General features: G+C 71.2%; 11 protein-coding genes. 6 read left to right on the top strand and 5 right to left on the bottom strand.

The annotated features are described in order from the left end of the window. Window positions 1–38: 38 nt before the first annotated feature. Window positions 39–1,256, top strand: a complete 1,218-nt coding sequence (locus tag OOK40_RS08015; RefSeq protein WP_266477684.1) for a TerD family protein — start codon at window positions 39–41, stop codon at window positions 1,254–1,256. Window positions 1,257–1,335: 79 nt separating this feature from the next. Here OOK40_RS08015 and OOK40_RS08010 read toward each other — a convergent pair whose 3' ends face one another. The 3 genes from OOK40_RS08010 to OOK40_RS08000 all read right to left on the bottom strand — a co-directional run bounded on the left by OOK40_RS08010 (window position 1,336) and on the right by OOK40_RS08000 (window position 4,574). Further along, window positions 1,336–1,566 (bottom strand): hypothetical protein, encoded by a 231-nt coding sequence (locus OOK40_RS08010; RefSeq protein WP_215093417.1) that lies wholly within the window; start codon window positions 1,564–1,566, stop codon window positions 1,336–1,338. A 755-nt stretch (window positions 1,567–2,321) separates the two neighbouring features. Beyond that, complete coding sequence (locus tag OOK40_RS08005; protein ID WP_266477682.1) at window positions 2,322–2,648, bottom strand: HNH endonuclease; 327 nt, start codon at window positions 2,646–2,648, stop codon at window positions 2,322–2,324. Between the two features lie 345 nt (window positions 2,649–2,993). Next, complete coding sequence (locus OOK40_RS08000) at window positions 2,994–4,574, bottom strand: TROVE domain-containing protein (protein WP_266477681.1); 1,581 nt, start codon at window positions 4,572–4,574, stop codon at window positions 2,994–2,996. 415 nt (window positions 4,575–4,989) lie between these two features. Here OOK40_RS08000 and OOK40_RS07995 point away from each other — a divergent pair, with 415 nt between their 5' ends. Next, a complete protein-coding gene (locus OOK40_RS07995) occupies window positions 4,990–7,209 on the top strand; it encodes a PQQ-binding-like beta-propeller repeat protein (RefSeq protein WP_266477680.1) in 2,220 nt (739 codons plus the stop codon). After that, entirely contained in the window at window positions 7,206–9,449 is a 2,244-nt protein-coding gene (locus OOK40_RS07990) for a protein kinase (protein ID WP_266477678.1), read from the top strand. Before OOK40_RS07995 ends, OOK40_RS07990 begins: the two co-directional genes overlap by 4 nt. A gap of 6 nt (window positions 9,450–9,455) precedes the next feature. Here OOK40_RS07990 and OOK40_RS07985 read toward each other — a convergent pair whose 3' ends face one another. After that, complete coding sequence (locus OOK40_RS07985; RefSeq protein ID WP_266477676.1) at window positions 9,456–10,910, bottom strand: alkaline phosphatase PhoX; 1,455 nt, start codon at window positions 10,908–10,910, stop codon at window positions 9,456–9,458. Between the two features lie 319 nt (window positions 10,911–11,229). Here OOK40_RS07985 and OOK40_RS07980 point away from each other — a divergent pair, with 319 nt between their 5' ends. From OOK40_RS07980 to OOK40_RS07970, 3 genes are read left to right on the top strand one after another with little or no spacing between them, the layout of a single operon-like run. Beyond that, window positions 11,230–11,469, top strand: coding sequence for a hypothetical protein (locus tag OOK40_RS07980; protein WP_266477674.1), 240 nt, complete (start codon window positions 11,230–11,232; stop codon window positions 11,467–11,469). Window positions 11,470–11,506: 37 nt separating this feature from the next. Further along, window positions 11,507–12,667 (top strand): hypothetical protein, encoded by a 1,161-nt coding sequence (locus tag OOK40_RS07975; protein WP_266477672.1) that lies wholly within the window; start codon window positions 11,507–11,509, stop codon window positions 12,665–12,667. Between the two features lie 14 nt (window positions 12,668–12,681). Then, window positions 12,682–13,134, top strand: a complete 453-nt coding sequence (locus OOK40_RS07970) for a hypothetical protein (RefSeq protein ID WP_266477670.1) — start codon at window positions 12,682–12,684, stop codon at window positions 13,132–13,134. 303 nt (window positions 13,135–13,437) lie between these two features. Here OOK40_RS07970 and OOK40_RS07965 read toward each other — a convergent pair whose 3' ends face one another. Beyond that, complete coding sequence (locus OOK40_RS07965; RefSeq protein ID WP_266477669.1) at window positions 13,438–14,889, bottom strand: hypothetical protein; 1,452 nt, start codon at window positions 14,887–14,889, stop codon at window positions 13,438–13,440. Window positions 14,890–15,144: the final 255 nt, after the last annotated feature.

Here is a 15,144-nt window from a genome sequence, read left to right as displayed (position 1 = left end):
AAGGGAACGGTAAAGCGCCCTCGCTCGTTACATCTGGCATGACAGCTATGACCCCCGGCTCGAACATCCCTCTCTCCGCCCCCCGCGTGGCGGTGGACGTCGCCGCCCCGGTGCGGCTCGACGTATCGGGCCTGCTGCTCACCGCCGACGGCAAGGTGCGCTCCGACGACGACTTCATCTTCTACAACCAGCCGGCGGGCCCCGGCGTCAGCTACCGCTCCGGCGGGGGCACCGCCCCCGACGCGATCGTGGTGGACACCTCCGCCGTCCCGCCCGGCATCGAGAAGATCGTCGTCACGGCGAGCCCCGACGCCGCCGGCCAGACCTTCCAGGGCATCGAGCCCACCGCCACCCTCCGCAATGCCGACGACGGCAGCGCGCTGGCCACCTTCACCCCGCCGCAGCTCGGCCCCGAGACCGCGCTGGTCGTCGTGGAGATCTATCGGCGCAACGGCGTCTGGAAGGCCCGTGCGGTCGGCCAGGGCTATGCGAACGGGCTGGCGGGCATCGCCACGGACTTCGGCGTCTCCGTCGACGAGGAGCCCGCGGCCGCCCCCTCAGCCCCCACTCCCGTCGCCCCGGCACCGGTCGCAGCCGCCCCGGCTGTCGATCCGCGTCTCAGCGCGCCCGTGCCGCCCCCGCCGGCCGCTCCCCCCGCGGCTCCGGCCCCCGGCGCCGGGAAGATCAACCTGGACAAGGGCCGGGTCAGCCTGCAGAAGAACCAGACGGTCTCGCTGGTCAAGGGCGGCCGCCCGCTGCTCTCACAGGTCAAGATGGGCCTCGGCTGGGAGCCCGCCTTCCGCGGCAAGGACATCGACCTCGACGCCTCCGTCATCGCCTACGGCCCGAACCGCAACCACATCGACAGCTGCTACTTCGGCAAGCTGTCGATCCTGAACGGCGCGATCAAGCACTCCGGCGACAATCTGACGGGCGAGGGTGCGGGTGACGACGAGGTGATCGTCGTGGATCTGGGCCGTCTCCCGGCCGATGCGACGGGTCTGGTCTTCACCGTCAATTCCTTCTCGGGACAGAAGTTCACCGAGGTCGCCAAGGCCTACTGCCGGCTGATCGACGCGGCGTCGGGCGAGGAGCTGGTCCGCTTCGATCTGACGGGCGCGGAGCCGCAGACCGGCGTGATGATGGCCAAGCTGATCAAGCAGTTCTCCGGAGAGTGGGAGATGACCGCGATCGGCGACTTCGTGAAGTCCCGCACGGTGCGGGGCATGGTCAAGCCCGCCGCCCAGGCGCTGTGACTGACAGAGCCCCTTGCAACCGCCACCGCCGGGTCCGCCACCGATTCTCAGGTGATGGCGGGCCCGGCGGCCACGGTCTTCAGAGTTTGGCCAGCTTGGAGTATGGGCTCAGGATTCTTCCCTGGCGCCCCGAGAAGTCGACAAGCACAGCGGCGTTGTCTCCTTCGACTGCGATGACTCTTCCGAGCCCGAACTGGTCGTGCGAGACCCGGTCGCCCACTTCGTACTGCTCAATCGGCGGGGCGGCCGCGGCCGGTTTGTTGAAGGGACTGGAGGGCAAATAGCGGCGGGATCCGGCTGACTTTGTCATTACCTGGAGTATGGGCCCTCGGGGGCCCGCGACGCCACGTCGGAACGGCGCGCTGTCGGCGTTGGGCGCCGGCCGGCCGCCGGAACGGGGAGGAAACACCCTCGATCCGGCGCCGATTTCCCCGCGTTTGACCAGGTCGTTCAGGCTCCGGCTCGCGGTCCGTGTCTCTCAGTGCGCGCTCCACTCCGATGAGTGAGGCGGTGTTCGAGAGCCCCGAAATCCGCGACCGTCCGGCCTTCGTGCTGCCGGCCACCGAGCACACCACCACGGTGTCGAAGAACACACTCGGCAGCCGGCCGGGTTCGCGAAGCCGAGATCGCGCAACGGATGGTCGGAGGCCCGGCCGGGATCGCGTACGGCCTGCCGCCCCCTTGACCTCGCGGAGCGCGCGCTCCCGGCTCTCCTTGACCCCCATCCCGAATCCTTCGCGCACGAGGCGGATGTCGCACACAGCCGAGCCCGACGCGGGCGGCTACCGCACCTGGCGGGTGCGCGATGGACTCCAGCGGGGTCGCAGCCCCTGGCCATGGCGTGGGCGACGACGTACTCCAGCTTGCAGGCCTCGTTTGCCGCCGAAGGCGATGCCGGAACTGCAGTCCTCGCGCGTGGTGCAGATCTCCGGCGCCGCCGAGTGGCGGGACAGCCGGTCGAGCCGGTGCACGGGCGAGTGCCCGCACGGCAGCGGATATTGCTCGTACGACGTGGTCGATATTCTCGCTCCCGCGTTCGTCGATGACCGGCGCCCCTGAGCGCCACTACATGGCCCCCTCAGGAGTGTCCCCGTAGCGGTCAAGGATTTCTCGCGCGAACGCCAGCAGGTCGCCGACCCGCTTACCGCTGGGCTGCACCGTGGTCCACAGCTCCAGGTTCTCCGGCCGATTGTCGTCGCGGATCCCGTTCTTGTGATGCACGCTCTCGATTCGCGGGAGCAGCGGGCGTCCGAGAATCTGCTCCATCACCAAGCGGTGCTCCGCCACGCGCTTTCCGTCACGCCAGAGAATTCGGTAGCCGTTCTGTAACGTGCCCCGCGCCTCGTAGCCGTCAATGCCATTCTTGCCGCGGCGCAGACGGTTGTAGTGCATGTGGCAGTACCCGCGACCGCCCCCGTAGCGGGGACGGGCGCACGTCTCGTGGCGGCAAGGCGTGCCTCTCGGCGTCCACTCGAACATGGTCACGTCGGGCGAACCGTAACGCTGCCACCGCAGATAGTGAGTGCCACACATTCCGCGCGCCCTGAAGGGTCTCTGGCACCCTTCGATCTCGCAGGATCTGGGGGCGCGCTTGGGCTTCTCGCCGAGAGGGGCACCATACAAACGCAACCGTCGATAGTGCTTCGCGCAAAGCCCCTGCTCTTCCGCCCTCCCGAACACCCGGCAACGGCAAACAACTTGGTAGCCATAGGTGCAAGCTACCTCGCTGGGAAACGCTCAGGAAATCCATGGCCAATGCATTGACTTACCGTTCTCGATCAAGGAAACAATGCCGAAAGCGGAGTCCGTGAGGCCACCGAAGGTGTGCCGGTTCTGCTTGCCCGAGGGCGCGTGGCCCGCGCGGTACCCGGCCAGGTTCCAGGTGTAGACCGGGATGTGCGCCGGGACCTGCTCGGTCGGGTCGCCGTAGTAGCTGTACGCCGCCTGCTCGTCGGTGACGATCAGCACCCGGTCGTGGTTCTTGTAGTGCTTGCGGACGGCTTCGGTGGTGTTGGTGCCGCCGAGCTCGCCGAAGCGCCCGAGGACCTTCAGTACGGACTCGCCCGAGCGGTACTTCACCCGCGCGCTGCCCGTGCCGAACTCGACGAGGTCCGCGCTTTGCGCCCGCATTGCCACCGCCGCGCCGAACACCGCGGCGGCGTCCGCCCGGTTGAGCTCGGAGCGGTCCGAAAGACGCGACCACATGGAACCCGAGCGGTCGACCAGGATCAGCGACCGGCCGGGCAGCGCGGGCACATTGGCCAGCGAGTGGCCGAGCGCCTTCTCCAGTGCGTACGCCCAGCGCAGCGACGGGGCGTGCTGGTACGCCGCGAGATAGCGGAACGGGAACTGCCGCGACTCCGCGACGACTTCGGGGTCCGAGATCCGCGCGGCGATCTTCGCCGCGACCGTGTCCGAGACCCCGGCCTGGTCGAAGTTCCGCAGATTGCGCAGCAGTGCCATCGCGCCCATTGACGGGATGACGGCCTCCCAGGCCGCCGCGTCCATCGGCCCCTGCAGCCAGCCCGCCAGCGCCTCCCAGGTCATCCCCGCCTCGGCGAGCCGCTCGGCGGCGCCGGGCGCGGTGATCACCGCGCGCCGCTCGTCGGCCGGCAGGGCCATCAGTGCCCGGTGGGCGGTGAGGGTACGGATCGAGGCGGGCGGCTCGGCGCTGTCCGGGTTGTGCCGGCGGTCGAGGGCGTACTGGAACAGCGCGCCCTGCCACGGCTTCGCGGGATCGGGCGACGCGTGGACCAGATTGAGGATGTCGCCGAAGCGATAGCCCTTGGACGCGGTGTCGTACTTCAGCAGCGACTTTCCGCTGTAGAGGCGCGTCACGGCATCCGCGATGCCGCGCTTGACGGGCTTGGGCACAGTGCGGCCGTACTGCGAGGTCCAGTAGCCGAGCAGTTCGCCGGGCTCGTCGGCGCGGCGCAGTACGGAATCGATGACCTGACGGTTCGTCGGACCCGCGGTCGCGGATGCGTCGAGGCGCGCCTTGACGTATTCGGCGGCACCGACGATGGAGGCGGTTCGCATATTGCCCTCGCCGCGCAGCCAGCCGAGCAGTCCCGCGGTCCACGCGGGGTCCTCGACGGCGAGCTTGCGCACAAGACGGGTGAAGCGGTCGTCGCGGTTGCCGGCGGACTCGTAAAAGGTCTGCTGCGAAACGAAGTTGGCGACGGCGAGCAGAAAGAGCTCGGAGCGTGCGTCACGCTCGGAGCCGGTGCCGCCCTGGTGGGTACGCAGGGTGCGGCCGGTCGAGCGCACGGGCGAGGTCGCTCCCGCCTTCGCGGTGCGGGTATTGAAGCGTGCCATGTGAATTCCCCCGAATTCTTGGGGGAAGCGCAGCAAAAGGGGTGCCCGAGATCAGGGGTCGGCGACGGACTGTAGCCGGGCGAGCTTCCTGATTGCTCCACCAACCGTGGCTGGGCGGGATTCGAACCCGCATCCTCCCGGTCCGAGAAGTAACCGTTGCCTGCGCACCGGGCATCCCGAATGCTGAGCCTCCCGAGATCAAAGGTGGCGGCGGCGTGATTTCGTCAGAGGAAGTAGCCGCAGCCTGCGCACCGGGAGGTGCATGAGTTTGTGATGTCCTGGAAAGGCCCTGCCTTCCCCCTCGGACATGGATCACTCTAGGAGGGCAACGTCCGGTTGTGCCAAGGGTTTTACGGGCCGCAACCGAACCGGCGCGCCTGGCGTCGCAGTGATCGGACGGGGGAGGGGCAACCGCATGCAGCAGCTCGCCGGGTACCGGCTCGTCGCGCTGCTCGGTGAGGGCGGGATGGGCCAGGTGCATCTCGCGCGCTCGCCGTCCGGGCGGCTCGTCGCCGTCAAGGCCGTGCATGAGCACCTCGCCGCCGAGCCGGAGTTCAGGGAGCGCTTCCGGCGGGAGGTACTGGCGGCGCGTTCCGTCGGCGGCTCGTTCACCGCGGCCGTGCTGGACGCCGATCCGGATGCTGCCCGGCCCTGGCTGGCGACGGCGTTCTGCTCGGGTCTCACGCTCACCGAGGCGGTTGCCGCGCAAGGGCCGCTCGGGTCCGGCGAACTGGCCACGCTCGGGGCGGCGCTCGCCGAGGCGCTGGCCGCCATTCACGCCGCGGGGCTCGTCCACCGCGATCTGAAGCCGTCCAATGTGGTGGTGACCCGCGACGGCCCCATGGTCCTCGACTTCGGCATCGCGAAGGCCACCGCCGAGGAGAGGCTGACCGGCGCGGGGCAGCTCGTCGGCTCCCCAGGTTTCGTCGCGCCGGAGCTGATCAGGGGCGCGGCCGAACCCGGGCCGGCGGCCGATGTGTTCGCGCTCGGGGCGCTCCTCGCGTACGCCGGGAGCGGCCGTCCGCCCTTCGGTACCGGTCCGGCGCATCAGGTGCTCTACCGGACCCTGCACGGCACACCCGATCTGGACGGCGTGCCGGACGAGCGGTGGCGGGACTTCCTCGGCAGCGCGCTGGCCGCCGGGCCGGACGGGCGGCCGGGAGTCGGCGACGTACTCGGCTGGTGCGTGTGGCGGGCGGCAGACGAGCCGTGGTGGGAGGGGGGCCGGATCGCCGCGCTGATCGGCCGCCGCGAGGAGGACGTGGCCGCGCTCGTCGCGCGCGCGGAGACCGAAGAGACCCCATCCGCCGCGGGCGGACAGGAACGGACTGAGCGGTCCGAGAGCGCGCCCTCCCGGCGGCGGCTGCTGCGCTGGGGCGGCGCCCTTCTCCTCGGCGGCTCCGCGGCCGCCGCCGTTGTGGCGCTGAGCCCGTTCGGCAAGGACGACAAATTACCCAAAGCCTCCCCGCCGCCCGTCAGTTATCAGCACGGCCGGGCGCTGTGGTCCCGCCCCGTCGGCACGGCCGCACTGCTGCGGGACGGCGACGCGCTGTATGTGCGGGCCACGTCCGCGCTCACCCGGCTCGACGCACCTACCGGAGCCGTCCGCTGGACGTACACGGCCGACGACATCACCGATGCCCGGATCGCCGAAGGGCTTGTCCATGTGCTGCGCTCCGGCGACCTGCTCGACCAGGAGATCGTCGCCCTGGATCCCGGAACCGGCCGGGAGAAGTGGGTCACCTCCGATCTGTGGCTCAATCCCCGCCGCCCGCGCGGAGCACCGACCCTCGGCGACCTCCGCAGGGCGGACGGGAGCAAAGCCGCGCTCACCGTCTCCGACGGCATCGCCTGCCTGATCACCTACGCCTCGTACAGCACGCTCTGGGAGCAGCGCACCGCCCGGGGACAGCGCTGGCGTGCGTACGGCTTCGACTCCCGTACGGGGAAGGACCTCTGGTTCTACGAAGGTTCGGCCGCCGGGGTGGTGGGCGTGGACCAGGCGGGCGGCCGGATCGCGGTGGCCGCGTCCGCGACCTCCCAGAACGACGGCGACCGGGAGCTGGAACTGCGCAAGGCGGACCCATTGTTCGTCCTGCGGGCCGCGGACGGCACGCTGGAGAGCAGAATTCCGGGCGGCGCGCTGCGCCCGCAGGCCCATCGCGGCTCCGCCGGCACCAGGTACTACGCCGTGGGGAAGGACATCAGCGGGGTCGACCTGAAGTCGGGCCGCACCCTGTGGCGGCGCGCTCTCGGCGAGCGGGCGGGCGTCACGCCGCTCGCGACCCGCGGGGTGGTGCACACGGCGACCCGGACGGAGTTCGGCGCGCTGGATGCGCGTACCGGGAAGACCCGCTGGAGCCGTACCGATGTGGAGGGGCTCTCGGGCGAGAAGAGGACGCCTCTGGTCGCCGGCTCTCTCGTGTACGTGCGTGGCCCCGAGCCGGGCAGCCAGGAGACGGCCTCCTCCGCCAACGCCTGGGGCGTGCATGCCCTGGACGCGCTCACGGGCAGGCTGGTGTGGGCGGCCGGGCTCGACAGCACCGACGACATCACCGCCGTAGCCGGGCCGGGGCTGATCCATCTGTCGGCGGGCGGCACGCTGTACGCCTTCGCGCTGCCGGAGGCGTCATGACCGGTCCGCTGCTGCCCGGCGATCCCGTGCGGCTGGGAAACGTCACGCTGCTCGCCCGGCTCGGCGCGGGCGGGATGGGCCAGGTGTATCTGGGCCGTACGGCAGGCGGGCGCCTGGTCGCCGTGAAGACCGTCCATCAACACCTCGCCGACGATTCGCACTTCAGGGAACGGTTCCGGCGCGAGGCGGCCGCGGCCCGCGCGGTGACGGGCGCGCACACGGCGGCGGTGCTGGACGCGGACCCCGATTCACCGGTGCCGTGGCTCGCCACCGCGTTTCTGCCGGGGGTGACGCTGCGCCGGGCCGTCGCGGCGGGCGGTCCGCTCGGCGAACCGGTCGTACGGGCGCTGGGTGCCGCGCTCGCCGAGGCGCTGACCAGCATCCATGCGGCAGGTCTGGTGCACCGGGATCTCAAGCCGTCCAATGTCCTTCTCACGGCGGACGGGCCGCGGGTGATCGACTTCGGAATCGCGCGGGCGATCAGCGACCACGGGATCACCGCGGCCGGGGACATCGTCGGCACGCCCGGTTTCATCGCTCCCGAGCAGATCACGGACGAGAGTGAGGTGACCGCGGCGGCGGACGTCTTCGCGCTGGGCGCGGTGCTGGGGTTCGCCGCCACGGGGCGCAATCCGTTCGGCGACGGCACGGTGGCCGTGCTGCTCTACCGTGCCGTGCACGAGGAGCCGACGCTGCGCGAAGTCCCTTTGGATGTACGGGAGTTGATCGCGACCTGTCTGCGCAAGGAGCCGGAGCTGCGGCCGTCGGTGTCCTCCGTGCTCGGGCTGCTGTCCGATCCGGCCGCGCCGCTGTGGTGGCGTGAGGATCCGCTGCGGGAGCTGATCGCGGAAGGGGGCGACGTTCCCGGGGAGCGTACGGCCGTCCTGCCGACGGCACCGATGACGGCGGCCACGGTACGGGTCCCCCCGTCGCCCGAGCGCGCCGAGCGGCGTCGCACCCTGACCCGGCGCGGGCTGCTGCTGGCGGGAGGCGGCAGCGTCGCCGGACTGCTCGGCGTAGCGATCGCGCGCGGCGGGGGCTCCACCGGGGGCGGCGGCGGTGAGCGCCCCTCCGTCACGGTGAAGGCGGGCTCGGCGGTACCCGGGACACTGCGCTGGACTCTCACGGCCGAGGACGGCGACTTCGACGCACTGCTGCTCGCCGGACGACCGGGCACCGTACTGGTGCACGCTTCGACGGGCGTCGGCTCGGGCTATGTCCACGCCTGCTCCCCCGCCGATGCCGCCCGGCGATGGGAGAGCCGGTCCGGGGGCGGTGCGCCGGGCATGTGGGGTGTCGCGGGAGAGACCCTGGTGGCGGGCGAGGCGGGTCTTCCGGCCGTCGATCTGGCATCGGGCGCGGTGCGCGGGAAGGCGGCCGAGCTGCCACCGGCGCCGCTCTGGTACGCCGTGGCGGGCGGCACGCTGGTCTCCGCCTACCCACACCGGACGGACGAGCCGGACCTGCGCGCACTCGATCTGCGTACGGGCGCCGAGCGCTGGACGCTGGAGGGCTCCGAGGCACCGCCTCCCGCCGTGCTGGGCAGCGCGCTGCTGATCGATCCCGCGCTGTCGGAGGGGTTCCGGTGCGTCGATGCCGCGCTCGGCAAGGAGCGGTGGACGTACCGCAAGCTCCGCTCCGCGGAGGGGGCGGCGGCCGCCTGCGCCCTGCCGTCCGTGGGCCGCTTCGCGCTGCTCGGCGAGCAGGGGGCGCTGCACCTTGTCGATGCCCGCACCGGTGACCGCGCGGCGCTCGGCACGCTCGGCACGCCGTTGACGCCGGGCACGACGGCTCTGGGTGAGGCGGGCGGCTACGGCCTCGCGGTCACATCGGGTGTGGTGCACGGCTTCAGTCCGAGGACAGGGCAACTGCTGTGGCGGCAGCGGACGTTCGACCTGGCGGCAGGCTGGCCGCCGCGCACGGGCGGGCTGCGCGGCCCGGTCACGGCGGACGGTGTGCTGCTGCACTGGATGACGGCGGACACCCTGCAGGCGGTCGAGCTCGCCACCGGCAAGGAGCGCTGGCGGCGGCAGCTGCCAGGCATCGCCCAGGTCCCGCCGGCGGTCTCGGGCGGGACCGTCTATGCCGCCACCGGCGAGTCCTGCGCGGCGCTCACCCTCGCAGCCGGTGTGCCGCGGCGCGTCTGGCCGGATCGTGCCGTCCTCGGGCTGAGCGCGGACGCGGCGGGCTGGTACGCCCGCACCGCGAAGACGGTACGGGCGTACAACCGCGTCGTCTGACGGCTTCTAGTCGCGCTGCGCGTGGCGCTTCCAGGGCCCGGTGATCGCGAGCATGATGCCCGGGGTCTGGATGCTGGCGTAGAGCGTCCGTCCGTCGCAGGAGAAGACGACACCGGTGAACTCGCTGAACTCCGGCTCCTCCTCGGTGCCGATGTTGAGTTCGTTGCGGGCGATCGGGTAGGTGCGCCCGCGGTCCGTCGCGCCGAACAGGTGCTGGACGCCCTCGCCGTCCTCGGCGATGACCAGACCGCCGTACGGGGAGACGGTGATGTTGTCGGGGCCGTCGTAAGCGCCGTCCTTGGACGGGTCGGCGTTGACGCCGAGCAGCACCCTCAGGGTGAGGGTGCGGCGCTTGGGGTCGTAGAACCAGACCTGGCCGTCGTGCGCCGCGCCGGGGCTCTCAGCGCGGGCGTAGGAGGAGACGATGTACACGCCGCCGTCGCCCCACCACATGCCTTCGAGCTTGCGGGCGCGGGTGATGTCCTTGTCCGCGAACTGCTTGCGTACGGGGGTCGTGCGGCCGTCGCGGTCGGGCACGTCGACCCAGTCGACGCCGTAGACCGTTCCTATCTTAGTGGCGCGGGACAGGTCGTCGACGAAACGGCCGCCGGAGTCGTAGCACTTGGTCGCCTGGAGTACGCCGGCGTCGTCGGCGAGGTGCCGGAGGTGTCCGCGGCCGTGCTGGAAACCGTGCGGCGGGACCCAGCGGTAGAGCAGGCCGTTCGGACCGGAGGCGTCCTCGGTCAGATAGGCGTGGCCGCGCTTGGGGTCGATGACGACGGCCTCGTGGGCGTACCGTCCGAAGGCCTTGACGGGCTTCGGGTCACGGTTGACGCGCCGGTCGTAGGGGTCGACCTCGAAGACGTAGCCGTGGTCCTTGGTCATGCCGTTCTTGCCGGCGAGGTCCTCGGTCTCCTCGCAGGTGAGCCAGGTGCCCCACGGGGTGCGGCCGCCGGCGCAGTTGGTGGAGGTGCCCGCGATGCCGACCCACTGGGCGACCTCGCCGCTGCGGTGGACCTCGACGACCGAGCAGCCGCCGGACGCGGCCGGGTCGTAGACCAGGCCCTCGGCGAGCGGGACCGGGTACTTCCAGCCGGAGCGGGGGCCCTTGAGCTCGTGGTTGGTGACGAGGAGGGTCACCCCGCGCGGCCCGTCGAAGGTGGCCGTGCCGTCGTGGTTGGAGGGGGTGAACTCACCCGAGTCCAGCTTGGTGACGCCGCTGTGCGTGATGATCTCGTAGCTGAATCCGGCGGGCAGCGCGAGGATCTTCTTCGGGTCGGGGATCAGCGGCCCGTAGCCGAGCTCGTGGTGGCCGTGACCGGCACTCTCGGCGCTCTCGGCGGTGTCCTCCGCGGCGAGCGCGCCGGGCGCGGTGGCGAGCGAGCCGACGACGCCGGTGAGGGCGACGCCGGCGCCGGTGAGCGCGGACTGTTTGGTGAATTCCCTGCGGGTGAGCGGCATCGAGTACTCCTGAAGGAACACATCCGGCTGGCTGATGACTGGCACACACTTCCGCGCGTGCCTGAACGGCGATTTAACTCCGGCCGACATCGGGAGTCCACGCCGTCCATGAATGCCCGCGGGACGGCTGGCGACCTCAACTCGGCTTCGTGTGCGCGTACTTGACGACTCGTCCGAATAATCTTCGTAAAGAAGGTCATCAGGAACGGATCATAACCAAACCCATGATTTAGTGCGGTACTCCTTGACCCACGAGGGCCCTGGCAATAGACATTGCCCTACACCTGCACCACCTGCGGGGGGAGGCGAGCCATCACGGATGGACGTGAAACGGGCTCGCGAACTCCATGAGAGCCGGCTCATGCGGCTGGCCAACGTGACCGGTGTCGGCACCGGGAGGGACGAGCACTCGGGCGTGGACGTGATCGTCGTCTTCGTCACCCGCAAAGTGCCCCGTGACCGGCTCCGGACAGAAGACGTGGTTCCCGCACAGCTCGAGGGCGTACCGGTGCGCGTGCTCGCCATCGGTGATGTGACCGCCCATGACCAGGAGCGCTGAGGGAACCCCTTCGGACCAGGGGAAGAGGTGGACTGGCGTGACGAGCCAGCCCGAAATGATGCGAGGACCGACCGGCGGGCAGGTCAGTGACAGCTCGCGGCAGCAGGCGATGAGCGACTTCCTGCGACCGCAGGCGCCGCTCGCCAACGTCGTCGGCTTCGGCCACGGCGTGAAGTGGAGTGACGGACGCGCGACGGGCCAAGAGGCCGTGCTCGTCTTCGTGACCCAGAAGGTCCCGGAGTCGATGCTGCCCGAACGGGATGTCGTCCCACGGCAGATGGACGACGGAACGCCGACCGATGTGATCGCGGTCGGTCATGTCTCCGCGCAGCGCCTGCAGCGGCAGCAGCCGCGTCGCGGGGTGGAGCCGGAGGCGGCGTACCGGCCCGACGGCAGTGTCGCCGACCAGCTCTCGCAGCTGTCGCAGCCGCTGCTCGAAGAGCTCCGTGAGATGGGCACGCTCGAGCCCCAGCTCCTGCGGCGCCGGCTGCGGCCCGCGCCCTCCGGGATCTCGGTGGGCAATGTGCGGGTGACGGCCGGAACGCTCGGCAGCGTGGTGTACGACTTCCTGCCCGGGGCCACGACGGATCCGCCGGGGCCCGGGCTCGGTGTGCCGGGGAAGTTCTACATCCTCAGCAACAACCACGTGCTCGCCGACTCCAACCGCGCGCAGCTGGGCAGCCCGATCGTGCAGCCCGGTGTGTTCGACGGAGGTCAGGACCCGGCGGACCGGATCGCGACGCTGGACCGGTTCATCACCATCCAGTTCGCACCGCAGATCCCGCTGGACCGGCACAACAACGTCGTCGACGCGGCGCTCGGCAAGGTCGAGTTCGAGGACGCGACGCGCGAACAGTACTTCGGCGCGGCGCCGCGGGCCTGGCGGCGCAGGGCGAATGTGGCGGTCGGCGACCTGGTCAAGAAGACCGGGCGTACGACGAACGTCAGCTTCGGCCGGATCGTGGCGGTCGACGCGACGATCGACGTCAACTACGGCACGGCGGGGACGGCCCGCTTCAAGGACCAGATCCTCACGACGAACATCTCGGCGGGCGGCGACTCCGGCTCGCTGGTGACCTCCTTCGACAATGTCGCGGTCGGTCTGCTGTTCGCGGGTTCGTCGGTCGTGACCGTGGCGAACCACATCGAGAACGTCCGCGCGCTGCTGCGCGTCGAAATCGCCGAGCAGCTGGCCTGACGGGAGGGGGCACGATGACCACGCAGGCACGCAAGCAGAAGGGCGGCGCGCAGGCTCACGCCGAGCACCGCTATCTCAACCCGCAGGGCGCGGAGGTCAAGACGCGCGACGAGGCGTTCGCCAGGCCGCTGGAGGTCTCGGCGGAGGCGCTCCAGGCGACGGCGAAGCTGGAACTGCACAACGGCCAGGTGACGTTCGCGATCGAGCTGAAGTACAACCCGAACACCTACCCGCATGTGGTGACGGGCGGCCAGATCACCTCCGGCATCTGCGGCGCCCCGTGGAACATCACGGGCGGCACGATCGGCGACCAGCTCCGGCTGGACGCGGAGCGGGCGGGCCAGGGCTCGTGCGCGAACACGATCACGATCGTGGGCGAGTACCAGAACCCGCCGGCGTACCGGGGTACGTACGGCTTCGAGGGCGCGACGTCGTCGTTCAAGCACACGACCCGCTACGAGTGCTGACGCTCTGAACCGGGGCTCCGCCCCGGACCCCGCGCCTCAGAGCCGTCCGGCGTTTGAGGACATGCGGCCGAAGGTCGCCCAGGGGGTCCGGGGCGAAGCCCCACCGCGCGGCGCACGCCCTCGGGGCTCGGCGCTCGGGGCTTGCCCCATCGCGCCGCGAAGCGTGCGCGCCCCCGGGGACCTGGGGGCGTCAGCCCCCTGTCCCCTCCCCCCCGGGGGGGGTCTGGGGCCTGCCCCCAGTTACGGGATGGGGGTACTTCCCACGGCCGCCAGGCCGTAGGGGGAGGGCGGGGTGGGGGAAACTCAACCCCCCGACCGCGACCGCGCCTTGAACGCCGCCTTGCGCGCCTCCTTCGCCACCCGCTTGTCCGGGTGCAGCCTCCCCATCGCCTCCAGCACCTCCGCCGTCCCCGGGTGCTCCACCCGCCACGCCGCGTCGAAGAAGCCGCTGTGCCGGCCCACCAGGCCCTCGACCAGGCCCTGGAGCTCCTCCAGGTCCCCGTCCGCCGCGTCCAGTTGCGCCGCGATCGTGTCGATGGCCAGCCAGAAGATCATCGACTCCGGCGGCGCCGGCACGTCCGAAGCGCCGCGTTCCGCCAGCCAGACCCGGGCCAGGCCGCCCAGTTCCACGTCGTCGAGGACCGCCCGGACCGCCGGCTCGGCCTGCGGGCCGACCAGGGTCAGCGCCTGCTGGCAGTGCAGGCGCCGCAGCGGTGCGCCCGCGTCCGCGCCCCGTGCCGCCGCCAGCAGATCGCGCGCCGAGTCGGCGGGCTCCCGCCGGGCGAGCCACTGCTCCGTCTCGGCCCGTGCCGCCAGTTCGGGGTAGCGCGCGAGCCCGTCGAGCAGCACGTCCGCGCCCTTGCCCGCCAGCTCACCGACCGCCGGCGCGTCGATCCCCGCCTCCAGCATCCGCGCCCTGATGCCGTAGAGCCCGAGCGGCGTGAGCTTGACCAGCCCGTACCGGGAGACGTCCTCGTCGTCCACGGGCGGCGCGGGCTCCTCGCCCTCCTCCGCCATCAACGCCTCGTCCACGGGCCGGTATTCGACCAGGCCGACCGGCTCGAACAGCCGGAACTGGTCGTCCAGACGCATCATCGCCACCGACACCTGCTCCAGGACGTCGTCGGTCGGCTCGCCCATGTCGTCGGGCACGATCATCGACGCGGCGAGCGCGGGCAGCGGCACCGGCTCGTCCCCCGCGCCGTGCTCCGTGACGGTCAGCAGATACAGGTTCCCGAGGACCCCGTCGAGGAATTCGGCCTCCGCGTCCGGGTCCCAGTCCAGCGCCTCGTAGTCGATCTCGCCGTCCGCGCGGATCGCGTCGGCCAGGTCGTCGAGGAGCGGCGCGATGGCATCGGCGTGCACGGCCTCCAGCGCGTCCAGCCAGATCGCGAGGATGTCCTGCGGCGCGCCCGAGGTGATCACCGCGAGATTCTCGCCGGCCGTGACCGTGCCGTGCTCGGCGTCGTCGTCGGCGGGGTCCTGGACCTCGACGAGCCCGGTGTCGACGGCTGCCCGCCACGCCTCACTGGCATACGCGGGGCCGTCGCCCTCGGCCCCGAGGCCCAGCTCTTCGGCGGCCGCGGGCAACTGCTCGTCGACGAGTTCGCCGCCCGCGCCGACCCGCGTGTCCGGCCCCGCCCAGCGGGCGAGCCGAACGGCCCTGGTCAGCAGCGGCGTGGCCAGCGCGTCCCGCGCCAGCTCAGCTTCCGAGTGCAGCCGAACCGGCGGGAGGGTGGGGCGGTCTTCGGGCATCTGGTGCTTCTCCTCGCGGGCATACGGGGTCCGGGCGGCACCCAGCGTAGACGTATTTCACCGGGTTTCGCCGCGCCCGGACACTGCGCGCGGGACAGCCGCCCAGCAGCAGGGCGATCGCGCCCCGACGCCGCCCCGCCCGCACCCGGGTTCATCGCCCCGTCCCCTTCCGTACACCCGTCGACTCTTGACAACTCCCCCGCCCAACAAAGAGATTGACGCGCGTAGAACTTTGGCACCACCCCTCATCCCTCA

Source organism: Streptomyces sp. NBC_01481 (assembly GCF_026339995.1).
GTDB lineage: Bacteria > Actinomycetota > Actinomycetes > Streptomycetales > Streptomycetaceae > Streptomyces.
Note: the sequence above shows the minus strand (reverse complement) of the source record. Positions and strands in the feature narration are given on the sequence as shown.